Below are 22,300 nucleotides of genomic sequence, written 5' to 3'. Positions count from 1 at the left end.
GCATGCCACGTGCCGGGTAGCCGAATAAGCCAGATTGGCAAATAGGGAAGACGATGTCACAGCCGGCCGCCTTCAGCATCCGCCCTTCCGACGCTGACCTACGCGGTGAAGCGGCGCTACGGCGGCGTTATCGAGCGCCGCAAAGCGCGCATACCGGAAACTGGAACGAAGCCCTCGAGGCGATCCTTTCGCATCGCTCGGTCCGCAACTATCTGGCCAGGCCGCTGCCTGAAGGCACGCTGGAACTGATCGTCGCTGCCGCCCAGTCGGCGCCAACTTCTTCCAATCTCCAGGCGTGGAGTGTCGTCGCCGTCGAGGATCCGGCGCGCAAGGCGCGGCTTGCCGGACTGGCGGCGATCAATCGCCATATCGAGCAGGCGCCGCTGCTGCTGGTCTGGCTGGCCGATCTGTCGCGGCTGCGTACCATTGCCAAGGCAAATGGCCGGGCGGGCGAGGGGCTCGACTATCAGGAGAGTTTTCTGCTGGCCGTGATAGACGCCGCACTTGCAGCACAAAATGCCGTGGTGGCGATCGATGCGCTCGGGCTCGGCTCCTGCTACATCGGCGCCATGCGCAATCATCCGCAGGAGGTGGCGCGCGAACTCGGCCTGCCGCCGGAAACCGTCGCGATGTTCGGCTTGACCGTCGGCTGTCCCGATCTCCTGGCCGCGACTGACATCAAGCCCAGACTGCCACAGACAGTGGTTCTGCACCGTGAGCGCTACCAGTCAGCTCCGCATCCGGACGATCTCGCAGCCTACAACCAGACGCTTCGCACCTTCCAGCAGGAGCAGTCGATGCCTGAGGTCGACTGGACCGAGCTGATGTCGAACCGCATCGGCAGCACGGCGGCGCTGAAAGGCCGTGATCGCCTGGGCGAAGTGCTCAAAGCGCTGGGCTTCAAGCTAAAATAGGCGCGCGCGCCTGCTCGCGAGACCGAGGTGAGACTATTCCGCAGCGACGATGGCGATGCGGGCCGGCAGCGGCACTGGCGGCGTGAAGTCGAGAGCCCCAAGCCGCCGCGCCTCGGCCTTCAGCCAACCATGGAAGCGCTCGACTGTCGCCAGCTTCGCCTTGTGCGGCGTGGTCGCGAAATAATAGGAAAACTCGACCGGCTGCGGCGAGCCGAACGGACTGACCAGCCGCCCTGCGGCAAGGTCAGGCTCGGCCAGTCGGAATTTGCCGAGACCGNGAGACCGATGCCCTTGCCGGCCACAGCGGCATCGAGCACCAGCGACGACTGGCTAAGCCGTATGCCACCTTCGACAAGCCGGCCAGACAGGCCATTGGATCGCAGCCAGCCCTTCCAGTCCGGGCAGCTAGGATCGCGTTCTGGTCCTTCCTCATGCAGGATCGGCGCGTTACGCAGCCCCTCCGGCCCGCGGTAGAGGCCGTGCGTACGGGCAAATTCCGGGCTGCAGACAGGCAGCACCGCTTCCGAAAACAGCCGTTCGGTGACGAGGCCGCTATAGGCGCCCGAGCCGTAGCGGATGACACAGTCGACGTCTTCGCTGGCAAAATCGGCAAGCCTGGTCGATGCATCGACCAGCACTTCGAGGCCGGGCACCGCATCGCGCAGCGCGTCGAGGCGCGGGATCAGCCATTTGCTGGCAAAAGAGGGCGCGACCGACACCTTGATCGGTGCATCTTCCTCGTCGCCGGAAATGCGTGCGACCGATTCGACAACGACGTCGAAAGCCTCGGTGAGACCAGGCATCAGCGCCTGGCCGGCCGAAGTCAGCAGAAGCTCGCCGCGGTTGCGCTGGAACAGTGGTTGCCCGAGGTGATCCTCGAGCAGGCGGATCTGCTGGCCGATAGCGGCGGGCGTGACGTGGAGCTCTTCCGCCGCCCGCGTAAAGCTCAAATGGCGGGCGGTTGCGACAAAAGCGCGAAGCGAGGTCAGCGGCGGAAGTCTCGCCAGCGTCGGTCGCAGCTTCCTTGTTTTCGCACGAATGAAATCAACCATGAGGCGCATTCAACACTTTCAGGCCCGGCGCGACGAGGGCGGGCTTTGCGCCAAAGCACGCAGGGGAAAATTTCGTTTGCCGCAGCGTCGCGCCAGCAGGAACGGAAATCTAAGAAATCGCAATGTCTACTATTCTTGTAGAATAAGGTCGGGATGCTGATTTGGGCGGCGACGAGCCTCGCCGGATCCAAAGCCGGGTCCTGGAATGAAACCGTCGTGCGAAGCGGCGCTTTCGGCAGACGATAGAAAATCATTCTTCCGGTTTTGCGGCGCCACGGGGATCATTGCGTCGAGGCGCCGAAATGCGTTCGGCCGCCGGATGCAATCCGTTTTCCGGAGCCCAAGACCATGTCTGTCAATCGTCGTCATTTCAACCAGCTGTTGCTGCTTGGCGGTGCGAGCTTCGCATTGCCCGGTCTTTCCTTTGCCGCCGAAGGCACGCCGGTCCAGGGCGGCACGCTCAACTGGGCCTACTATCCCGACCCCACGTCGCTGATTGCCATCAACACCTCTTCAGGCACCGGCCAGGCCATCGGTCCCAAGGTCAATGAAGGCCTGCTTGATTTCGCCTATGACCTCAGCCCGAAACCGCTGCTGGCGACCGAGTGGTCGATCAGCGATGACGGCCTGCGCTACACCTTCAAGCTGCGCCAGGGCGTCAGATGGCATGACGGCAAGGACTTCACCTCACAAGATGTTGCCTTCACCATCTTGCGGCTGAAGGAGGCGCATCCGCGCGGCCGCATCACCTACCAGAATGTCACGGCGGTTGAGACGCCCGATCCGCACACCGCCATCATCGTGCTGTCGAAACCGGCGCCCTATCTGATCACGGCGCTGAGCAGTTCGGAATCGCCGATCGTGCCGAAGCATGTCTACGAAACGTTCAAGCCGGCGGAACAGCCCAAGCTGGAGCAGACGATCGGCACCGGTCCCTTCGTGCTCAAGGAATGGGTGCCCGGCAGCCATCTGATCTTCGATCGCAACCCAGACTATTGGGACGCGCCGAGGCCCTATCTCGACCGTGTCGTCCTGCATGTCATCCTCGATCCGGCTGCGCGCTCGGCGGCTCTTGAAACCGGTGAGATCGACATCGGCGCCAATCCCGTGCCGCTGGCCGATATCGAGCGGCTGAAGGCAAACCCCGCTCTGGTCGTCGACACCAACACCTACGCCTATTCTGGCCCGCAGCAGCAATTGTTCTTCAACTATGAAAATGAAATCCTGACCAAGCGCGAGGTGCGCCTGGCCATTGCCCATGCGATCGACCTGCAGAAGCTGGTCGACATCGCGCTCTACGGCTACGCCCAGGTATCGCCAAGCCCAATCAGCACCGCACTGCCCAAATGGTACGACCCGAGCATCAAGGCGCGTGAGCCCGACCCCAAACTAGCGGAGAAACTGCTCGACGATGCCGGCTATAAGCGCGGCGCAGACGGCAAGCGCTTCAAGCTCCGGCTCGCCTACAATGCGTTCCTGCCGGCGTCCTATGCCGACTTCATCAAGCAGTCGCTGGCAGCGGTCGGTATCGATGCCGAGATACTGAAGCTCGATCTGTCGACGTTCCTGAAGACGGTTTACACCGACCGCGCCTGGGATTTGGTCATCGAATCGCTGTCGAACACCTTCGATCCGACGCTCGGCGTGCAGCGCGCCTACTGGTCGAAGAACTTCAAGATCGGCCTCGTTTTCTCCAACGCCAGCCACTATGCAAACCCCGAGGTCGACCAGATCCTTGAAGCCGCCGCGATCGAGCCTGACGAGACCAAGCGGCGCGAGCTCTGGTACAAATTCCAGCACATCATCCATGACGACGTGGTGTCGGTCGATCTCGTCGCCGCCGGCGCCCAGATCGTCGCCAACAAGAAGGTCCGGGATTTCGCGCCCGGCGCCCAGGGCATCAACAACAGCTTCGCGCAGATCTGGCTCGCGCCAAACGCATAAGCATTTGGATCTCCTTTTTCTGGGATTGGCGCGTGAAGCCGCCGATCCGACTTTTCTCCATGAAAGACAAATCGCGCAAACGCGGAGTACCGACCATGACCATCAACCGACGCCTATTCAATCAGTTCCTGCTGCTGGCCGGCGCGAGTACCGCGCTTCCCGCCGGGGCCTTCGCGCAAGACGCAAAGCCGGTGGCCGGCGGCACGCTCAACTTCGTCTACTATCCCGAGCCCAACCAGATCGTTTCCATCAACACCAGCGCCGGCGGGCCGGCCACCATCGGCCCGAAGATTTTCGACGGCCTACTCGCTTACGACTACGACCTCAATCCAAGGCCGCAACTGGCCACCGAATGGTCGATCAGCGACGACGGGCTCGAATATGTCTTCAAGCTGCGCGAGGGGGTGAAATTCAGCGATGGCCACGACCTGACATCGCAGGACGTGGCCTTTTCGATCTCGCGGCTGCGCGAAGCCCATCCGCGCGGGCGCATCACCTTCCAGAATGTCACCGACATCGACACGTCGGACCTGCATGTCGTGAAGATCAAATTGTCGAAACCGTCCGCCGCGCTGATCTCTGGCCTGGCCGCGACGGAATCGCCTGTCGTGCCCAAGCACATCTACGAGAAGCTGAAGCCGGCCGACGATCCGTCTTTCGAGCAGATCATCGGCAGCGGACCGTTCGTGCTGAAGGAATGGGTGAAGGGCAGCCACATCATCGTCGAAAAGAATCCGACCTATTGGGATGCGCCCAAACCCTATCTCGACCGGATCATCTTCCGCTTCATCACCGATCCCGGCGCGCGTGCCGCAGCGCTGGAGACGGGCGAGGTCGACATTGGGCCGAACCCGGTGGCGTTCGCCGATCTGGAGCGTTTCAAGGCGCTGCCGCAATTCGTCGTCGACAGCACGGTCTTCGCCTATAGCGGCCCGCTGCACCAGCTGATCATCAACCTCGAAAACCCGATCCTGAAGGAGAAGAAAGTCCGTCAGGCAATCGCGCACGCGATCGACCTCGACGCGGTGAATGCCATCGTGTTCTACGGCTATGGGCAGGTGTCGCCGACGCCGATCAGTGTCGTCAACAAGAAGTATTTCGATCCCGATGTGAAGGCCGCGACCGTCGATACGGCGCTGTCGGAAAAACTGCTCGACGAGGCGGGCTTCAAGCGGGGAGCGGACGGCATCCGCTTCAAGCTCAGGCTCACCAACAACCCGTATAACCCGTGGGGCTATGCCGACTTCCTCAAACAGGCGTTGGCGAAGATCGGCATCGACGCCGAGATCCAGAAATTCGACTTCGGCACCTATGTCAAAACCATCTACACCGACCGGACCTGGGACCTGTCGACGGAATCCTGCGGCAACATCTTTGACCCGAGCGCCGGCGCACAGCGGCTCTACTGGTCGAAGAACATCAAGATCGGGCTGCCGTTCTCGAACGGCGCGCACTACGAGAACCCTGAGGTCGACCGACTGCTGGAAGCCGCTTCCGTCGAGCTCGACGAAGCCAAACGCAAGCAGCTGTTCTTCAGGTTCCAGGAGATCATCGCCGACGAGTTGCCGATCATCAATTTGATCGCACCGCCGACCATCATCATCGCCCGCAAAACCGTCAAGAACTACGCGCCGGGTGCGGAAGGCCTGTCGGCCAGTTTCGCCGACGCCTATATCGATCCGAACGCCTGAACCAGCGGATGACCGAAAAGAAAAGGGCCGCATGTCGATGCGGCCCTTTTTCGTTTCTGTCATTTGTGGGGCTGCAATCTCAGGCCAGAGCACGCAGCCTTGGGCTGGCGCCGACCAGAAGGCCAGCCAGGGCGATGGCCTGCGCCAGCTGTTCACTGATGGAACTCGATTCCCAGGCAACGCCGCGCAGCGGATGGCCGACGGCAAACAGATTGCCGTGGGTCTTGCCGTTACCGGCAATCACTTGGCCGCCATGCGTCGCGTCGATGCCGAAGCCGGTCGCATGCGGCCTGACGATGCCGTTATCGAGCAGGCTTTGGACGAATGGATCGGCGACCCGCCGCCAGTCATGCTCCTGATGGCCGCGGCAGTTGACGACACCATCGAAACGCAGCCGTTCGACCGCGCCGCTATCGCGCCAGCGGATCTCAGCGGCAATGCCGTCGGCCTGCGGATGGAGTGCCAGCACCCGTCCAGCTCCACCCACCCATCGGCCTTGGCTTCGCGCCAGCGCAACGCGCTCAAAGCTCGGCGGCGCCGCCCGGTGCGCGGTGACGTCCCAGAAGGCGCGCAGATGGCGTGTGAACTTTAGACGCTCCCTGTCGGTAGCGCCTTGCCACAGAGCCAGGATCCATGGCCGGATCGTCAGCGGCAGTCCTTGCCAGTCCAGGCCGGTGGCTTCGATTGCCCGGCGTTCGGCCTTGACCAGTACGAGAAGCGCCCTGGTGGTTTTCGGCAACGGACGCTCGGCGAGAAAGTCGCGCCATGCCTCGGTGTTGCGCCGTGGCTCGACAATCTGTCCCCGCCGCGACACGACACGGTAGCTGCCCTCGAAGCCGCGCGCTTCCATGCTGGCGACGACGTCGACCATGCTCAGGCTGGACCCGATCAGCAGCAGTTCCTTGCTGCCGGCTAGCCGGTCGAGTGCCGCCGGATCCCAGGGATTGGCGACATAGCGGGGATCGCTGACGATGGCTGCTTCCGTGGCGGATGGCTCGCTCTGGAACACTCCGGTTGCCAGCACCGCCTCGTCGGCCGGCAATTGCTGGCCATCGCTGGTGCCGACGCAGACACCCGATGGACCGGTCAGCATGTCGATGGCGGACGCCTTGACGTGGCGCAGCGAGGAACGCCCGTCCGCTTCTCTGACGGCTCTCGTCAGTTCGGACTGGACATAGCTGCCGAATAGCCAACGCGGCGGGCTGGAGTCCGGGACATCTTCGGGCGGCGTCCAGCCATGCTCAGGCCCATTCGCCACGAGCCAGCGAACGAGGTGATCGGAATCGTCCGGATGCAGCGAGAAGATGCGCGCCGCGCCGTTGACCAGATGTTGTGGATCGACGGTGCTGTAGGCAACGCCGCGACCGAGCTCCGCCCGGCGCTCGATGATGGTGATCGCCAGTGGTTCGGTCGAACGGTCAAGCAGCTTGATCGCGGTAACCGCGCCGGCAAAGCCGCCGCCTACAATGATGATTGAACGAGGGATCGAACGCGGGGAGGAAGAAGTATGAAGCATCAAGGACCCTTACGACGCCGGCGGTCCGTGGCTCTAGCCCATCACCCCGGCAGCGACCATCGTGCTGTCCCATAACCCGATGTCAAAAAACAATAATTGCCAGCTGGCGAAAGGCATTCTTTCGCTCAGCGGGTCTGGCAGGCGTTAGAGATGAAAGGCCTTTGCGACCAGCCCGAGAAACGCCCCCGAAGAGCCCCAATGACTGAAGATCGAAAGATAAAGCTTGGAGCCTTCATCCGCGGCCCTGGACATCATGTCGCTGCCTGGCGCCATCCTGATGTCCCCGCCAATCCGGGCCTGAGCTTTCAGCACTACGCAGAGGCCGCGCGCACCGCCGAGCGCGGTCTCTTCGACATGGTCTTCCTTGCCGACAGCCTCAGTGCGCGCAATGGCGAGCAGCCGATCGAGACTTTCGAGCGCACCGGCCATGTCGTGCATTTCGAGCCGCTGACGCTGCTGTCGGCGCTCTCGACCATCACGCAACGGATCGGGCTGGTGGCCACCGCTTCGACCACCTATTGGGAACCTTTCCACCTGGCGCGGCTGTTTGCCTCGATCGACCACCTGAGCGGCGGCAGGACAGGCTGGAATGTCGTCACCTCGGCCGATGCGCCGGCGGCGGCGAATTTCAGCCGCGACCAGCATCCCGTTCATGCCGACCGCTATGACCGCGCCGAGGAGTTCGTCGCCGTGGCGCAGAAGCTGTGGGACAGCTGGGACGACGATGCTTTCGTCGCCGACAAGGCTTCGGGCATCGCCATCGACCGGCATGGCATCCATGCCCCTGACCATGCCGGCCGGCATTTCCGGGTCAAAGGGCCGCTCAACGTCGCCCGCCCGCCGCAAGGCCATCCCGTCATCGTCCAGGCGGGTTCTTCCGATGCCGGCCAGCATCTGGCGGCGCGGACGGCGGAAGTGGTCTTCACCGCCCATCCGACCATCCAATCGGCGCGCGGTTTTTATGCCGAGCTGAAAGGCCGGCTGGCGTCGTTTGGCCGCTCTGCCGATTCCCTGAAAATCATGCCCGGTGTCTTCCCGGTCGTCGCGCCGACGCGCGCGCAAGCCGAGGACAGGTTCGACGCCATCCAACGCCTGGTCGATCCCGTGGTCGGCGTCGCCCTGGTTTCCGGATTGCTCGGCGGCGTCGATCTTTCCGGCCATCCGCTCGACGGACCGTTGCCGGAACTGGGCAGTTCCGATGCGGTGAAGAGCCGCCTGAAAGTCGTCTCCGAATTGGCCTCGAGCCGGAACCTGACCATCCGGCAATTGTATCTCGCCGTTGCCGGCGCGCGCGGCCATTTCCAGATCGTCGGCACGCCAAAAGACGTGGCCGACATGATGGAGGAATGGTTCGTCGGCGGCGCGGCGGACGGATTCAACGTCATGCCGCCGATCCTGCCGACGGGCCTCACCGATTTCGTCGATCTCGTCATTCCGGAACTGCAGCGGCGCGGCCTGTTCCGGACCGCTTACGAGGGCGGGACGTTGCGCGAGAATCTCGGCCTTGCGCGTCCGGTCCGCGGCGCCACCGAACACCAGGAAAGGAAAGCATCATGAGCGCGAGCACGATCGATTCGGAGACGTTTCGCCAATGGCTGGCCGATGGCGAGGAACTTGCGGTGCTGGATATCCGAGACAGCGCGATTGTCGGATATGCCTCGCCGCTGTTCGCCACCAATCTGCCCGCAGCACAGGTCGAGGCGGAGATCGACCGCTTCATCCCGCGCAAGGCGGTGCGCACCGTGCTGGCGGATGACGGCAGCGGCGTCGCCGAGCGGCTTGCTGAGCGATTTGCCGAGCGCGGCCGCAGCCAGGTGTTCGCACTGGCCGGCGGAATTCCGGAATGGACGAAGGACGATGTGGAAGGCTTGCCGACCTTCGACACGCCGGGCGTCGATTTTTCGCTGGCGATCCGCGACGAGAAGGGGACGCCGGTCATTACCGTTGCAAAGCTTGCGGCGCTCAAGGCCAAGAAAGCCGACGTGGTCGTGCTCGACAGCCGGACGGTGGCGGAATTCGACAAGGACCATGTACCGGGCGCCATCAGCGTTCCGGGTGCTGAGCTGGTGCTGCGCTTCGCCGACCTGGTGCCGTCGCCGGACACGCAGGTGATCGTCTCCTGCGCCGGCCTGCCGCGCGCCACATCGGCGCGCAGACGCTGATCGATGCCGGCGTGCCCAACAAAGTTGCTTATCTGCACGATGGCACCAAGGCGTGGCGCGAGGCCGGCCTTGCGCTCGAAACCGGCAGGACTGCTGCCTATGGTTCGGCGAGCGAGGACGCGAAGCGATTCGCCGAGGAGCGCATCGCAAAACTTGCCGAAGGCGACAGCTTCCCGCGCATCGATGCGGCGACGGCCGCAGCCTGGGCGAAGGACGAGAGGCGCACGACCTACCAGCTCGATGTGCGCACGCCGGAGGAATTCGCGGCAAGCCACATTCCGGGCTCGATCGCGTCGGAGGGCGGGCAGTTGCTCGGCGTCGCCTATCGAACCATTGCCGTGCGTGGCGCCCGTGTCGTGCTGATCGACGATCTGCTCGGTGTCCGCGCGGCGACGACGGCGCACTGGCTGCAGCGCCGTGGCTACGAGATCGCCATCCTCCAGCATGACTTCCAGTCGGCCAGCCTGGTGGAAGCGGCGTAGGGCAGGAGCTGTCGGGCGATTTTTGGAGGCAGCTATTCGGCGGCTTCCTTTTGACGGCGGCGGCCTGAAAGGACATTCTTCTGCATCGCCGTCAGCGAAGACCGCACCGCATTGGCGCCGTGCTTCAGCATCTTCGCCTCATAGTCTGACAGGGCTTCAAGCAGCGGCTTGTCGCCGCGTTTAGCGGCCACCAGTTCAGGCACCAGCAGCCCGGCGTCATAGATCGCGGTGTTGCCGCCGAGCGCGCGAAAATAGGTCATGGCATGGATGGCATCGCCGAGCAGTGTCACCTGTTTCGTCGGCCACGGATCGACAGGCTCTGAGCTGTGGACATGCAGCAGCGCCACCGTCGACGGGTCGGTGTAGCGAATGAGGTTGAGGATCTCCGGATGCCAGTGGCCGATCTTCGAGATCAAGAGGCCGAGCAACTCCGAGCCGGAGAACTTCGCCAGCGCTTCGTCCGTAGCGAGTTCGTCATTTTCATAGGCGGTGTTCCACCAGACATAGCTGGTGGTGTTGTTGAAATGGAAACCGGCAATGTCCTTGTGGGTGTCGTCGTCCAGCCCGATCAGCCCATGCTTCCGAAATGCCTCGACATTGACCCGATGGCTGGTGACCATCAGCCCGTGACCTTCCGTCGGCCTGACGCCGACATTGTAGTCGAGCAGCAGCGGCGAGATCTGGTGAAGGGCAGCCGCATGCAGCGTCATCTTGCCGGCCAGGCGCCTGACGCCGGTGTCGAAGCTTCGCGCATGCGGCACCAGCTGCTGGCGCACGCGCGAGCGGGCGCCGTCGGCACCGACCAACACATCGGCATGGATTGTCGAGCCGTCCTCGAAATGCGCGATCACCGAACCGTCCGGCTGCTCTTCGTAGCGGGAATAGACCTTGCCGTAGCGCACGACGCCGTCGAGGCCGGAAAGCAGCACCTGGCGCAACGTGATGCGGCTCACCGACTTTTCGATATGCGTGTCGTCGGCCTCGCCGAGTGCGTTGCCGCCACCCCAGGCGTCCTCGCCCAAGGTCTCGAAATTTTCGTCGAGCAGGATGTTGCGGTCCGGCGCTCGGCCGAGCGTGGCGACAAAGGCCTCGTAGAGTTCCGGCGGCAAGTTGGCGATCAGCGAATCGATGCCACGCTGGCGGATGCGCAGCCGAAAACCCTGGACGTAGTCATTGCGGGCGCGATCCTTCTCGAAGACCGCGACGCTGATGCCGTTCTTCTTCAGGCCTTGCGCCAATGTCAGGCCACCGGGGCCTCCGCCGATGATAGCGACTTCGACATGTTCGGAGATCATGGCGTCGCTCACCCGACCGCCTTGAGCCTGGGTTTGACAGCGGCAACAGCCGGCGGCTCGGCCACTTGGCTGGTAGCGTGGCGGCTGAGCGCCGCCTTGGCGGCGATCGTGCGGATCATATGGTTCTGCGGTGCGTGCGAGCGGGCAGTCAGCGTATCGCGGTGGTGACGCTCGAGCTGGAAGTCTCTGTTAAGACCGGGATTGCCGGCAAGCTCCAGCGCCAGCGAGGTAACTGCCACGGCATTGTCGATGACGACATGCCTGACGGTCATGCCGTCGGTGCCGACCGGTCGGCCGGCGTCGACGTCATCAGCGAGCGAGCGCAGCAGCCGCGTGCTGGTTGCGAGCCTGACCTCGATCTCGCCCAGCCCTGCCTGGATGTGCGGCACGGTCGACAGCGGCGCGCCGAGGCTCGCCGGCGCATGCGTGGTGACGAAGGAGACCAGCCGGTCACGGGCAGCGCGGGCGGCACCGTGGTAGACAGCGCCGATCAGCGAAAAGAAGAACGCCGTCGCACCTTCCTCCCGCCGCAGCGGCTCGGACGCCGGCTGCGCCTCGGTGATGTCCTCGGCAGGCACGGCGACATTATCCAGAATGACGTCGTCGCTGGCGGTGGCCCGCATGCCGGCGGCGTTCCATGTCTTTTCGACGCGCAATCCCGGCGCATTGGTCGGCACCAGGAACGAGGCGAGGCGCGGTTGCGGCTCGTCGGTCAATGCCAGCAAGTTCACCCATTTCAGGATGGGAATGCCGGTGACGTAGTTCTTGTGGCCGGATATCCGCCAGACATTGCCGTCGCGCCGGGCAATGGTTTCGGGCGGCTTGCCATGGGCGGGCGAGCCGATCCCCGGCTCGGCCTGGGCGGCATTGATCAAGGCAGGGCCAAGACGGCCGGCCTCGACAATCCGCTGCACCAGATGGCGCGGCCATTTTCCGGATTTCCGCAGCGCATACTGGCTGTTGTAATGCATGGCCAGCACAAGCGCCGTCGACGGCTCGCCGCGGCCGATCTCGGCGATCACCGCCTGGGCTTCCGTCAGCCCGCCGCCGAGGCCGCCATGCTCGCGCGCTGTGACCAGGCCAAGCAGACCGGCCTGGTGAAGCCGGCCGAAATTGGCAAACGGAAATTCTCCGGTCGCGTCGTGATGTGCGGCGGTCAGCGCGAAGTCGTCGGCCAGGCTCGCTACCGTGTCGAGGAGTTGTGGGAACTCGGGGATCGTCGAGGTCATATGCTGGCTTCCTCTCAGGCGGCGGCGCGGATGGTCACCTGATCGAGCGGCCGGCGATCGACCCAGGCCTCGACGTCGAAATCGCTGGCAAGGAAACCCCAGTCGCGCAGGAAATCCTTGTAGTGGGAAATCGCCGCGACGAGCTCAGGCTGCAGTCCGAGGCCGAGATGGTTGTGGACATCCGGACCGTTGGCGGCCAGCACCTGTTCTTCGGTGGCGCCGGATTCGCGGGCGACGAAGCGCCGCGTCTCTTCCGGATGCGCCTTAGCCCAGGCGCTGGCGCGCAGGATCGTCTCGATCAGGCGCGTGACCAGATCAGGGCGCTCTTCGGCCAGCAAATCGTCGACGGTCAGCACACGCGGCGAACCGGAGTTGATGCGGATGTTCGGGTCGGGATGAAAGCCGAATTCGGCGACCTGGATGGCGCCGATCAGATTGGCGACATTGATGCCGGCCGTGCCTTTGACATAGATGGCGTCGACCTCGCCACGGATCAGCGCGGCTGCCTCCTCGCCATAGGCCTGTTTGCGCTTGAGGCCGAACAGCGACGGCCCTTCCTGGCTGTCGAGCACGCTGTCGGTCAGCCCGATGTCGACGATCTCGACGTCGGCATGGCTGAGGCCTTCAAGCGAGAGCGCCGAGACCAGCCCTTTCAGCGCCGTCGCCCGCATGAAGTCGACGATGCCTTCCGGACGCCGGGCGATGCCGAAGCGGCGGCCTTTCAGGTCCTGGGTTGTTCTGATGCCGGTGCCGGGCAAGGTGATGATCGCCTGGAATTCGTCGGTCCAGGTGATGCCGACGAGACGCGTCTTGCGCCCTTCGGACCGCGCACGGATCGGCGGCACGTTGCCGCCGTGGCGGAACGACCAGTCGAGTGTGTGGTTGAAATGGCTCTGGCGGATGTCGCGGTTGGGTGAATCGATGATCGACTTCAATTCGATCCCCTCCTTGCGAAAGGTTTCGTCGAGAAGTCCGAGCTGCGCCGCAAGCCCGACAGGCGTCGGCACCGGGCAGCGTGTGTACCAGATTTCGGAGATCGCAGTCGTGGTCATGAGTGCTCCTCAGGCGTTGCGCAGGCCGGCCTGCTTCATCAGCGGCAGGATGTTCTCGCCGAAGAATTCGAGGTCCGGCTTGAAGTCGAAGAAGGACAATTGCAGGCCATCGATGCCGGCGTCCTTGAGCTTGACGAACTGGTCGACGATCTGCTCGGGCGTGCCGATGAGATAAATGTTGCCGCCGACCTTGGCGTAGGGATCGTCGCGGCCTTCGCGGCCCTTCCAGGCCTGGGCGTCGCTGTTGAAGGTCTGGAACCCTTTCGGCGTACGGCTGTCGGCACGGGCGACGATCTGGTCGGCGACGGCCCAGGCTTCCTTCTCAGTGGGACGGCTGATGACCAGCGGATTGAGCAGCGTGCGCACGGTGCGGCCGACACCGAGGGCGGCGTCCTTCACCTTCTTCGTATGCGCCGGCAGCGCCTCCAGCGCGCTGGCGATGTCGGAGCCGGCCGGGCTGGTGACGAAGACGATGTCGGAATAACGGCCGGCAAAGGAAATGCCGGCATCGGAGCCGGTGGCATTGACCAGGATCGGCCGACCGTAATTCGGCTTCGGCGTGACGAAGCCGCCATTAAGCTTCCAGCTCGATTCTCCAGAGAAGGAGAAATTCTCGTCGTCCTGCCACAGCCGCTGCAGCACTTCGACGAACTCGGCCGCGAGTTCGTAGCGACGGTCGTGCTCGATGCGGTTCCAGCCGAACATCTCGTGTTCGACGGCGCGATGACCGGTGACCACGTTGATGCCCCAGCGGCCGCCAGAAATGTGATCGAGCGTGGCGCCGAATTTGGCCAGATGCAGCGGATGCCACGGGCCGTAGAGAACATGCATGGTCGAGATCAGCATGATCTTCTTGGTGATCGCGGCCATGGCTGCAATGGAGACGAAACTGTCCAGCGCCTGGCCGTTGAAGACCCCGCCATAGCCGCCCTTGGGCAGCCACTGGCTGAGCGCAAAGACGAGGTCGAAGCCAAGCTCCTCGGCCTTGAGCGTCAGGTCGCGATTGTAATCGAAGCGCCAGTCGGTCGAGCGCGGCAGGGTCGAGTTGGTCCAGCCGCCGGCCTGGATCGGCAGGAACAGTCCGAGCAGCACCGGCTGCTGAAGCGCTTTCGATAGCGGGCTGTCCGGATAGTCGGTCGGCGCCTTGAAGAAGGGCGTGCCGACGATGGAACCAGGCTTGTGGGCGAGCGTCATGGGGGAATCTCTCGGGGAAGGAGAAAGAGATGCCATGCGCGAAAGACCGCGCATGGGGCGGCGGATCAGGCGACGATATGGGTTGATGCGAGGCTGCCGGCATTGCCCTCGGCGCCCACTGTGTGATCGGCGATGCGCTTGTTGTAGAGGGTGATTTCCGGCTGGCTGACGATGCCGATGTCGGGCAGGTCCTCGACAAGGATCTGCTGGATCGCGGCCCATTGCTCGAAGCGCTTTTCGTGATCGACCTCGACGGCGGCAGCTTCAAGAAGTTCATCGACCTTGGGATTGCTGTATTTCGACCCGTTGGAGAACGGCACGCCCGGTTTGAAATTCTTCGACCAGTAGAGCCGCTGCACGCCGACCGTCGGATCGAACAGATTGCTCATGCCGTTGAAGGTGAAGTCGAAATCGCGGTCGGTGTAGATGCGCTTGGTGTAGGTGGCGAAATCCTGGCTGCGCACGGTGACCTCGATCCCGACCGCGGCCAGTGCCTGCTTGATGTAGTCGGCGCCGCGCTTGTAGGTCTCGCCGCTCGGCACATAGTCGTGGACAAGCTTGAGGCGGGTGCCGTCGGCACCGCGTTGCAAGCCTGCTTCGTCGAGCAGTTTCTCGGCGGCGGCAGTGTCGACCGGATAGGTCTTCAGGTCGGCGACGAACCATTTTTTCAGATTGGGGTTGATCGGACCGGGCATGGTCTCGCCATAGCCATAGTTGATCGTCTCGCGGATGACGTTGCGGTCGATGACATGGGCGAAGGCGCGGCGGACCCGAACATCCTGGAAATAGGGTTTCTCCAGGTTGAACTCGACCCGGCTGACACCGTTGGAATACTGATAGCCCTGTTTCTCGAAGCCGATATGCGGCAGCGTCTCGAAGCGCTGCAAGTCGCTGTACGGGATCGGCGTTGCCGGCGCCAGGTCGATCTCGCCGGTTTCCAGCGCCAAGGCACGCGCCGAAGCGTCCGGGATGAAACGCACGATCAGCCGGTCGAGATAGGGGCGCGGCGCGTCCCAATAATCAGGGTTGCGTTCATAGACGATGTGGCTGCCGCGGACCCATTCCTTGAAGACGAACGGGCCGGTGCCGACCGGCGCGACGTTGACCGGATTTTCGGCTGCCTTGCCGCCGTCATAGAGATGCTTGGGCACGATCGGCGTTTCGGCCGCGGCCAGCGCCGTGATCAGGTAAGGCGCCGGCTTTGACAGCACCAGCGTGACGGTCAGCGGATCCGGTGTCTGGATGTCGATAAGATTGAGGAAGGTGTTGCGGCCACGAGGGTGAACATCCTTGATCGTGGCGATCGAATAGGCGACGTCGGCGGCGGTGAATGGCTGGCCATCATGCCACTTCACGCCTTCGCGCAGCTTGAAAGTGTATTGCAGGCCATCGTCGCTGAGCGACCATTGCCTGGCCAGTGACGGGCGCGGCGTGAGATCGAAATCGTAGGTCAGCAGGCCCTCGGTGGTCTTTGCCGAGACGTAGACGGAATTGAACGCCGTGTGGGCGATCGTCGTCAGCACCGGCGGCTCGGCCGAGAGCAGCAGCGTCGCCGTTCCACCTTGTTTCGGCTCGGCTGCGTAGGCGCCGCGCGATGCGGGCAATAGGGTGGCTCCGAGCGCTGTTGCCGAAAGGCCGAGAAACCTACGGCGGTTCGGGGTGAGGAAATGAGACATGGCGCCTTGGTCCTTTTTTGCTGCCGGCATCAATCGGCCGGTCGTCGGCAGCCGGGTGAAAAATCCATCGTTCCAAGAGCCGGCCCGTTTGTGAAAAGATTTGGCCGCTTCGCTCCCGCACTTAAGATTTCATACTTCAAACGGCTATTTTTGTAGCATGAAATAAAAGTCTATTCTGAAACATTGCCATTTTCAGAACAAAATTTCTTAAATCAGGTTTGACAATGTCTATAAATCTTGTCAACTAAAAAGCACGGAACTTTCCGGGAAACAGCAAACCCGCATCGTCAGCCACAGCCGGGATAGCGAAAACGATGTCGACCCTGACGCGCATTGGCAGAACCTTTCGGCGCACGGCCATCCAGGCGGTGCCAACGGTTCTGGGCATCGTGATCCTGAACTTCTTCCTGCTCCAGCTTGCGCCGGGCGATGCCGCCGACGTCATGGCCGGCGAGGCCGGTTCGGCCACGGTGGAAACCATGGCGGCGTTGCGCCAGCGCTTCGGACTCGACAATCCACTGCTCGTCCAGCTGTTCAACTATCTCTACAATCTGGCGCATTTCAGTCTTGGCTTTTCGCCGCGCTACGGCATGCCGGTCGCCGACCTGATCGGCCAGCGGCTGCCGGGAACGCTGTTGCTGATGGCGGTGGCGCTGACCATCGCCATCGCACTCGGTCTCGTCCTCGGATCGTTGATGGCCGTGTTTTCGGGACGCCTGCCGGATCGTCTGCTTTCGGTCGTTTCGCTGCTGTTCTATTCGATCCCGGGCTTCTGGATCGGGTTGATGCTGATCGTCCTGTTCTCGGTCAAGCTCGGCTGGCTGCCGAGCGGCGGTTCGGGAACCATCGGCAGCAACCTGACCGGCCTTGCCGGCCTCTGGGACAAGGTGCGCTACATGATCTTGCCGGCGCTGTCGCTGGCACTGTTCTACGTGGCGATCTATGCGCGGCTGACCCGGGCGGCGATGCTGGAAGTCCAGTCGCAGGACTATGTGCGCACCGCCGCCGCCAAGGGCCTGTCGCCGACCGTCATCACCATCCGGCATGTCCTGCGCAACGCACTGATCCCCATCACCACCATGGCCGGCATGCATGTTGGCGGCATGCTCGGCGGCGCCGTGGTCGTCGAGACCGTCTATTCCTGGCCTGGCCTCGGGCGTCTCGCCTTCGAGGCGGTCATGGGCCGTGATTTCACGGTGCTGCTCGGCATCTTGCTGCTGTCGTCGCTGCTGGTCATTGTCGCCAATGCGACCGTCGATCTGCTGCACGCCTGGCTCGATCCCCGCATCGGAGTACGCTGATGGCTTCCACCGAATTCGCCGCCGGCGATGCCCGCTCCCGCCGCCTCTATGCCGATACCCGCGAGCCTGCGGTGTCGGCTGAACCCGAGGCGAAGAGCTGGAGCAATCTTCACGCGCCCGACGCGCGCTCCGCCTCTGCGGCGTCGGTACCGATTGCGGCCGGTGGCCGGGCGCTGAAGGTTTTCCTGCGCAATCCCAACGCCATGTTCGGCGTGGTGTTCCTGTCGCTTGTCGTGCTGGCAGCCTTGCTGGCGCCCGTCCTCTATCCGGCCGATCCTCTGTCGATGGTAGCACGGCCCTTCCTGTGGCCGGGGCAGAATCCGGCCTTCCCGCTGGGCACGGATTCGATGGGCCGCGACGTGCTTTCCGGCATTCTGCATGGCGCGCGGATTTCGCTGTTCGTCGGGCTGATGGCGACCGCGCTCGGTCTCAGCTTCGGCATCCTCGTCGGCGCTACCGCCGGCTATTTCGGCGGCTGGATCGACGACCTGCTGGTACGCCTGGTCGAAATCTTTCAGACCATACCGAGCTTCGTGCTTCTGGTGGTCATGGTGGCGATCGCGCAGCCGACGGCGCCTGTGGTGACGGTGGCGATCGCCGTCATCACCTGGCCAACGGTGGCGCGGTTGACGCGTGCCGAATTCCGGGCCATCCGCGAGAAGGATTTCGTCATGGCTGCCCGTAGCCTCGGCTACGGCCATGCCCGCATCATCTTCCGCGAGATATTGCCCAACGCGCTGCCACCTTTGATCGTGACCTCGTCGGTGATGGTGGCAACCGCGATCCTGATGGAATCGGCGCTGTCCTTCATGGGCCTCGGCGATCCCAATGTCGTCAGCTGGGGCTCGATGATCGGAGCCGGTCGAGAGCTGATCCGAACCGCCTGGTATCTGACGGCACTGCCGGGATTAGCGATCGTCTTTACCGTGCTGGCGCTGAACCTGATCGGCGACGGCCTCAACGACGCGCTCAATCCGCGCTTCTCGCAGGAGCGCTAGAGATGGCCACTCCCTTGCTCAGGGTCGACAATCTGACGGTTCGCTTCCCGACCACCGAGCCGGTCAGCCGGCTGAGTTTCGAGGTTGGCGAAGGCGAGACGCTGGCGATCGTCGGCGAATCGGGCTCCGGCAAATCGCTGACAGCACTTGCCCTGATGCAGCTTCTGCCGCGCTCGGCGAAGATCCCCAATGGCAGGATCGAGTTCGCCGGCAGGGATCTGCTCGGTCTCGACCAGAAGGCGATGCGGAACTTGCGCGGGCGCGAGATCGCGATGATCTTCCAGGAGCCGATGACCTCGCTCAACCCGGTGCTGACCATCGGCCGGCAGATCACCGAGGTGCTGACGCTGCACGAGGGCATACGCGGCAAGGCAGCGCGGGCGCGGGCGATGGAATTGCTCTCGCTTGTGCGCATTCCCGATCCGCAGCGGCGCATCGACGACTATCCGCACCAGCTTTCCGGCGGCATGCGCCAGCGCGTCATGATTGCCATCGCCGTTGCCTGCCGGCCGCGCCTGCTGTTTGCCGACGAGCCGACGACGGCGCTGGATGTCACCATCCAGGCGCAGGTGCTCGACCTGCTCGATACGCTGCGCCGCGAACTGTCGATGGCGGTCGTGCTGATCACCCACGATCTCGGTGTCGTCGCGCAATGGGCCGACAAGGTCGTCGTCATGTATGCCGGCCGCAAGGTCGAGCAGGCGTTGCCGGGCGCGCTGTTCAGAACACCGCTTCATCCTTACACGCGCGGCCTGCTGGCTGCGTCGCCGCGGCTGAAGACCAATCTCCACTACCGCGACGCCAGACTGACGGAGATTCCCGGCAGCATCGTCTCGGCTGCCGGCGAGAGAGGGTGTCCGTTCCGGCCGCGTTGCGCGGTGGCGCGCGACAGCTGTGCCCATTTCGTACCCGACCTCGTCGAGGTGAGCGAGGATCGCCTCGTTGCCTGTCCCTACAGCTTCATTCCGGAGGTTGCGCATGGCGTTGCTCTCGGTCTCTGACCTCTCGACGCATTTCCACGCCCAGGGCGGTGCGCTGCGCGCTGTCGACGGCGTTTCCCTCGAGGTCGGGCGCGGCGAAACGGTTGGTCTCGTCGGCGAAAGCGGCTGCGGAAAATCGACACTCGGCAAGACGATCATGCGGCTGGTCGATCCGACCGGCGGCAAGATCGAGTTCAACGGCACCGACATCACCGTTCTCGACGCCAGCCGGCTGAAGGCGGCGCGCCGCAATATCCAGATGATTTTTCAGGATCCGTTCGCATCGCTCAACCCACGCCACACGATCGGCGACATCCTGACCGCGCCGCTGAAAGTCCATGGCATCGGCAACAAGGCCGAGCGGCGCGGCATCGTCGAGGACATTATCGAGCGTGTCGGTCTGCCGAAGGATTCGCTCGGTCGCTACCCGCATGAATTTTCCGGCGGTCAGCGTCAGCGCATAGGCATAGCACGGGCGCTGATCCTCAATCCGGAACTGGTCGTCTGCGACGAGCCGGTGTCGGCACTCGACCTCTCGATCCAGGCGCAGATCCTCAACCTGCTAGTCGACATGAAGCGGCAGCTCGGCCTGTCCTACCTCTTCATCTCGCACGATCTGTCGGTGGTCCGCTATTTTGCCGACCGGGTGCTGGTCATGTATCTCGGCCGCATCGTCGAAAGCGCCGACAATGCGACGCTGTGGACCTCGCCCAAGCACCCCTACACGCGCGCGCTGATGGACGCCGTGCCGGACCCGTTGCGCCGGCGTCAGGCCGCGCCGATCCATGGCGACCTGCCGAGCCCGCAGAACATCCCGAGCGGCTGCCGCTTTCACACGCGCTGCCCGCTGGCGACCGATCTTTGCCGTTCGCAGGAGCCGGCATTCCGGGCGATCGCGGCGGGACACCACGTCGCCTGCCACTACGCCGAACCAACCCTCAACTGAAAGTTCAACGGAGCAGAAAAATGTCCGATTACCGCTATCTTGGCCGCAGCGCCTTGAAGGTTTCGCCGCTCAGCCTCGGCACGATGATGTTTGGCGGGCCGACCGAGGAAAATGTCGCACACCGCATCATCGACAAGGCGCGCGAGCAAGGCATCAATTTCATCGATACCGCCGACGTCTACCACAACGGCAAGTCCGAAGAAATCGTTGGCCGCGGCATCAAGGCGACGCGCGATCATTGGGTTGTAGCGACCAAATTCGTCAACTCGCATGACAAGGGTCCCAATCTTGGCGGCCATTCGCGCAAATGGGTAATCCAGACCGTCGAGAACAGCCTGCGCCGCCTCGGGACGGATTACATCGACCTGTTCTACTTCCACCGTGCCGTCTTCGATGCGCCGCTGGAGGAGCCGGTACGGGCGATTGCAGACCTAATCCGCCAAGGCAAGCTGCGCTATTTCGGCGTGTCGAACTTCCGTGGCTGGCGCATTGCCGAAGTCGCGCATCTCGCCGATGAACTCGGCATCGACCGGCCGGTGGCCAGCCAGCCGCTCTACAACATCGTCAACCGCACCGCCGAAGCTGAGCAACTGCCGGCCGCCGCCTATTTTGGTCTTGGCGTCGTCTCCTACAGCCCGCTGGCGCGCGGCGTGCTGACCGGCAAATACGAGCCGAACCAGGCGCCAGCTGCCGACACGCGGGCCGGCCGTGGCGACAAGCGTATCGCCGAGACCGAGTGGCGCCCGGAATCGATTGAGATCGCCAGGCAGATCGCGGCGCACGCAAAATCACGCGGCGTCTCCGCCGCCGATTTTGCGCTGGCCTGGGTTCTGAACAACCGGCTGGTCACGGCGGCGATCGCCGGCCCGCGCACCGAGGAACAGTGGGACAGCTACGCTAAGGCGCTGGACTTCAGGCTGACCGCTGAAGACGAGGCCTTTGTCGACCGCCTCGTCACAGCCGGCCATGCCTCGACGCACCGATTCAACGATCCGAGCCATCCGGTCGAAGGCCGCGTGCCGCGTTCCGAGCCGGCCGCACCGATCCCGCTGACGCGGCCTCTGCGCGCCGCCTGACGGTCAGCTGTGGACTGGCGGGGCCGGCGGCCCGCCAGAGTCTCCAATCGTTTCGGACAGATGAGAGAGCCCATGAATTTCCATGTCGAACGGCTGCGCCAGAGCATCGTCGTTTTGTCAGGCAACACCCATAGGCCATCGAAATCACGGACGCTGGCGCATCATCTGGGTGAGGCACTGCGCGAAAGATTATCCGCCACGGTGAATTTCCTCGATCTTGTCGATGCCGGCCGTGGTCTGGGTGCTGCGTTCACGCGAAAGGAATTGACGCCGGAGGCGCTGAATGTGGTGGAGGCTGTCGAACAGGCCGACGCGCTGATCGTGACGACGCCGGTCTACAACGGCTCCTATGCCGGCCTCTTCAAGCATCTGTTCGACCTCATCGATCCGCTGGCGCTTGTCGACCGGCCGGTGCTGATCGGCGCGACAGGCGGCGGCCAGCGCCACGCTCTGGTGGTCGAGCATCAGCTTCGCCCGTTGTTCGGCTTTTACTCCGCACTGACCGTGCCGAGCGCCGTCTACGGCAGCGACAGCGACTTTGCCGATGGCAAGCTCGTGGATCCGCTAGTCCTGGCGCGGGCCGGACAGGCTGTGGACCAGTTCGCGGCCCTGCTTTCCGCGCGGCAGCCGAACAGCCAACCGGTCAGGCTGGCCTCGGGCTGACGCATAACATTGCTCAGACTAGCGGAGAGCAAATTCAGTTCGCCGATAAGCCGCAGGCAACGCCTTTGAAGTCGATACAGCCCGATGCTGTCACTAAAGTGGTTGAGGCAGTGTGCATGCCAGTTGCGT

Annotated in this window: 17 protein-coding genes and 1 pseudogene; 11 read left to right on the top strand and 7 right to left on the bottom strand. The window is 63.5% G+C overall.

Annotated features, from left to right (window positions below; genetic code table 11):
• Positions 1–53 precede the first annotated feature (53 nt).
• Complete coding sequence (locus X760_RS46955; protein ID WP_023717666.1) at positions 54–914, top strand: NADPH-dependent oxidoreductase; 861 nt, start codon at positions 54–56, stop codon at positions 912–914.
• 119 nt (positions 915–1,033) lie between these two features.
• On the opposite strand, the gene X760_RS46950 is transcribed toward X760_RS46955, so the two are convergent.
• Positions 1,034–1,966 (bottom strand): LysR family transcriptional regulator, encoded by a 933-nt coding sequence (locus X760_RS46950; RefSeq protein ID WP_245278525.1) that lies wholly within the window; start codon positions 1,964–1,966, stop codon positions 1,034–1,036.
• 348 nt (positions 1,967–2,314) lie between these two features.
• Here X760_RS46950 and X760_RS46945 point away from each other — a divergent pair, with 348 nt between their 5' ends.
• Together X760_RS46945 and X760_RS46940 are read left to right on the top strand one after the other, a co-directional pair.
• Complete coding sequence (locus tag X760_RS46945) at positions 2,315–3,910, top strand: ABC transporter substrate-binding protein (RefSeq protein WP_023717665.1); 1,596 nt, start codon at positions 2,315–2,317, stop codon at positions 3,908–3,910.
• 95 nt (positions 3,911–4,005) lie between these two features.
• A complete protein-coding gene (locus tag X760_RS46940; RefSeq protein WP_023717664.1) occupies positions 4,006–5,601 on the top strand; it encodes an ABC transporter substrate-binding protein in 1,596 nt (531 codons plus the stop codon).
• A 79-nt stretch (positions 5,602–5,680) separates the two neighbouring features.
• Here X760_RS46940 and X760_RS46935 read toward each other — a convergent pair whose 3' ends face one another.
• On the bottom strand, positions 5,681–7,117 hold the full coding sequence (locus tag X760_RS46935) for an FAD/NAD(P)-binding protein (protein WP_051409613.1): 1,437 nt from the start codon (positions 7,115–7,117) through the stop codon (positions 5,681–5,683).
• A gap of 198 nt (positions 7,118–7,315) precedes the next feature.
• Here X760_RS46935 and X760_RS46930 point away from each other — a divergent pair, with 198 nt between their 5' ends.
• Both X760_RS46930 and X760_RS46925 read left to right on the top strand, forming a co-directional pair.
• On the top strand, positions 7,316–8,674 hold the full coding sequence (locus X760_RS46930; protein ID WP_023717662.1) for an LLM class flavin-dependent oxidoreductase: 1,359 nt from the start codon (positions 7,316–7,318) through the stop codon (positions 8,672–8,674).
• Positions 8,671–9,761 (top strand): annotated as a pseudogene (locus X760_RS46925) (rhodanese-like domain-containing protein). Before X760_RS46930 ends, X760_RS46925 begins: the two are co-directional and overlap by 4 nt.
• 32 nt (positions 9,762–9,793) lie before the next feature.
• Here X760_RS46925 and X760_RS46920 read toward each other — a convergent pair.
• From X760_RS46920 to X760_RS46900, 5 genes are all read right to left on the bottom strand, one after another.
• On the bottom strand, positions 9,794–11,056 hold the full coding sequence (locus X760_RS46920) for an NAD(P)/FAD-dependent oxidoreductase (RefSeq protein WP_023717661.1): 1,263 nt from the start codon (positions 11,054–11,056) through the stop codon (positions 9,794–9,796).
• 8 nt (positions 11,057–11,064) lie between these two features.
• Positions 11,065–12,285 (bottom strand): acyl-CoA dehydrogenase family protein, encoded by a 1,221-nt coding sequence (locus X760_RS46915; protein WP_023717660.1) that lies wholly within the window; start codon positions 12,283–12,285, stop codon positions 11,065–11,067.
• A 14-nt stretch (positions 12,286–12,299) separates the two neighbouring features.
• Complete coding sequence (locus X760_RS46910) at positions 12,300–13,337, bottom strand: ABC transporter substrate-binding protein (RefSeq protein ID WP_023717659.1); 1,038 nt, start codon at positions 13,335–13,337, stop codon at positions 12,300–12,302.
• Positions 13,338–13,346: 9 nt separating this feature from the next.
• Positions 13,347–14,531 carry an LLM class flavin-dependent oxidoreductase gene (locus X760_RS46905; RefSeq protein ID WP_023717658.1) on the bottom strand — a complete coding sequence of 395 codons (1,185 nt, stop codon included), beginning with the start codon at positions 14,529–14,531 and terminating at the stop codon, positions 13,347–13,349.
• 65 nt (positions 14,532–14,596) lie between these two features.
• Positions 14,597–16,207 carry an ABC transporter substrate-binding protein gene (locus tag X760_RS46900; protein ID WP_023717657.1) on the bottom strand — a complete coding sequence of 537 codons (1,611 nt, stop codon included), beginning with the start codon at positions 16,205–16,207 and terminating at the stop codon, positions 14,597–14,599.
• Positions 16,208–16,521: 314 nt separating this feature from the next.
• Between X760_RS46900 and X760_RS46895 the strand changes: the two genes are divergently transcribed.
• The 6 genes from X760_RS46895 (at position 16,522) to msuE (ending at position 22,171) form a co-directional block, all read left to right on the top strand.
• The gene (locus X760_RS46895; RefSeq protein WP_023717656.1) at positions 16,522–17,508 is read left to right on the top strand and encodes an ABC transporter permease; all 987 of its coding nucleotides are present in this window, start codon (positions 16,522–16,524) and stop codon (positions 17,506–17,508) included.
• Positions 17,508–18,506: an ABC transporter permease gene (locus X760_RS46890; protein WP_023717655.1), complete on the top strand. Its 999-nt coding sequence runs from the start codon at positions 17,508–17,510 to the stop codon at positions 18,504–18,506. Before X760_RS46895 ends, X760_RS46890 begins: the two co-directional genes overlap by 1 nt.
• Before the next feature lie 2 nt (positions 18,507–18,508).
• The gene (locus X760_RS46885; protein ID WP_023717654.1) at positions 18,509–19,507 is read left to right on the top strand and encodes an ABC transporter ATP-binding protein; all 999 of its coding nucleotides are present in this window, start codon (positions 18,509–18,511) and stop codon (positions 19,505–19,507) included.
• On the top strand, positions 19,485–20,432 hold the full coding sequence (locus tag X760_RS46880) for an oligopeptide/dipeptide ABC transporter ATP-binding protein (protein WP_023717653.1): 948 nt from the start codon (positions 19,485–19,487) through the stop codon (positions 20,430–20,432). The genes X760_RS46885 and X760_RS46880 overlap by 23 nt, the downstream gene beginning before the upstream one ends.
• 20 nt (positions 20,433–20,452) lie before the next feature.
• Positions 20,453–21,508, top strand: coding sequence for an aldo/keto reductase (locus X760_RS46875; RefSeq protein ID WP_023717652.1), 1,056 nt, complete (start codon positions 20,453–20,455; stop codon positions 21,506–21,508).
• A 72-nt stretch (positions 21,509–21,580) separates the two neighbouring features.
• A complete protein-coding gene (gene msuE, locus X760_RS46870) occupies positions 21,581–22,171 on the top strand; it encodes an FMN reductase (RefSeq protein WP_031193577.1) in 591 nt (196 codons plus the stop codon).
• The last annotated feature ends 129 nt before the right edge of the window (positions 22,172–22,300 follow it).

This window comes from Mesorhizobium sp. LSHC420B00 (assembly GCF_000503055.1).
In the GTDB taxonomy this organism is placed as follows: domain Bacteria; phylum Pseudomonadota; class Alphaproteobacteria; order Rhizobiales; family Rhizobiaceae; genus Mesorhizobium.
The sequence above is the reverse complement of the archived record's forward strand: the minus strand, read 5'-3'. Positions and strand labels throughout refer to the sequence as shown.

Coding starts and splice junctions, on each gene's coding strand:
- msuE (WP_031193577.1), top strand. CDS start 21,581: ATGAATTTCCATGTCGAACGGCTGCGCCAGAGCATCGTCGTTTTGTCA.
- X760_RS46880 (WP_023717653.1), top strand. CDS start 19,485: ATGGCGTTGCTCTCGGTCTCTGACCTCTCGACGCATTTCCACGCCCAG.
- X760_RS46940 (WP_023717664.1), top strand. CDS start 4,006: ATGACCATCAACCGACGCCTATTCAATCAGTTCCTGCTGCTGGCCGGC.
- X760_RS46890 (WP_023717655.1), top strand. CDS start 17,508: ATGGCTTCCACCGAATTCGCCGCCGGCGATGCCCGCTCCCGCCGCCTC.
- X760_RS46895 (WP_023717656.1), top strand. CDS start 16,522: ATGTCGACCCTGACGCGCATTGGCAGAACCTTTCGGCGCACGGCCATC.
- X760_RS46910 (WP_023717659.1), bottom strand. CDS start 13,337: ATGACCACGACTGCGATCTCCGAAATCTGGTACACACGCTGCCCGGTG.
- X760_RS46900 (WP_023717657.1), bottom strand. CDS start 16,207: ATGTCTCATTTCCTCACCCCGAACCGCCGTAGGTTTCTCGGCCTTTCG.
- X760_RS46955 (WP_023717666.1), top strand. CDS start 54: ATGTCACAGCCGGCCGCCTTCAGCATCCGCCCTTCCGACGCTGACCTA.
- X760_RS46915 (WP_023717660.1), bottom strand. CDS start 12,285: ATGACCTCGACGATCCCCGAGTTCCCACAACTCCTCGACACGGTAGCG.
- X760_RS46885 (WP_023717654.1), top strand. CDS start 18,509: ATGGCCACTCCCTTGCTCAGGGTCGACAATCTGACGGTTCGCTTCCCG.
- X760_RS46930 (WP_023717662.1), top strand. CDS start 7,316: ATGACTGAAGATCGAAAGATAAAGCTTGGAGCCTTCATCCGCGGCCCT.
- X760_RS46935 (WP_051409613.1), bottom strand. CDS start 7,117: ATGCTTCATACTTCTTCCTCCCCGCGTTCGATCCCTCGTTCAATCATC.
- X760_RS46945 (WP_023717665.1), top strand. CDS start 2,315: ATGTCTGTCAATCGTCGTCATTTCAACCAGCTGTTGCTGCTTGGCGGT.
- X760_RS46920 (WP_023717661.1), bottom strand. CDS start 11,056: ATGATCTCCGAACATGTCGAAGTCGCTATCATCGGCGGAGGCCCCGGT.
- X760_RS46905 (WP_023717658.1), bottom strand. CDS start 14,531: ATGACGCTCGCCCACAAGCCTGGTTCCATCGTCGGCACGCCCTTCTTC.
- X760_RS46875 (WP_023717652.1), top strand. CDS start 20,453: ATGTCCGATTACCGCTATCTTGGCCGCAGCGCCTTGAAGGTTTCGCCG.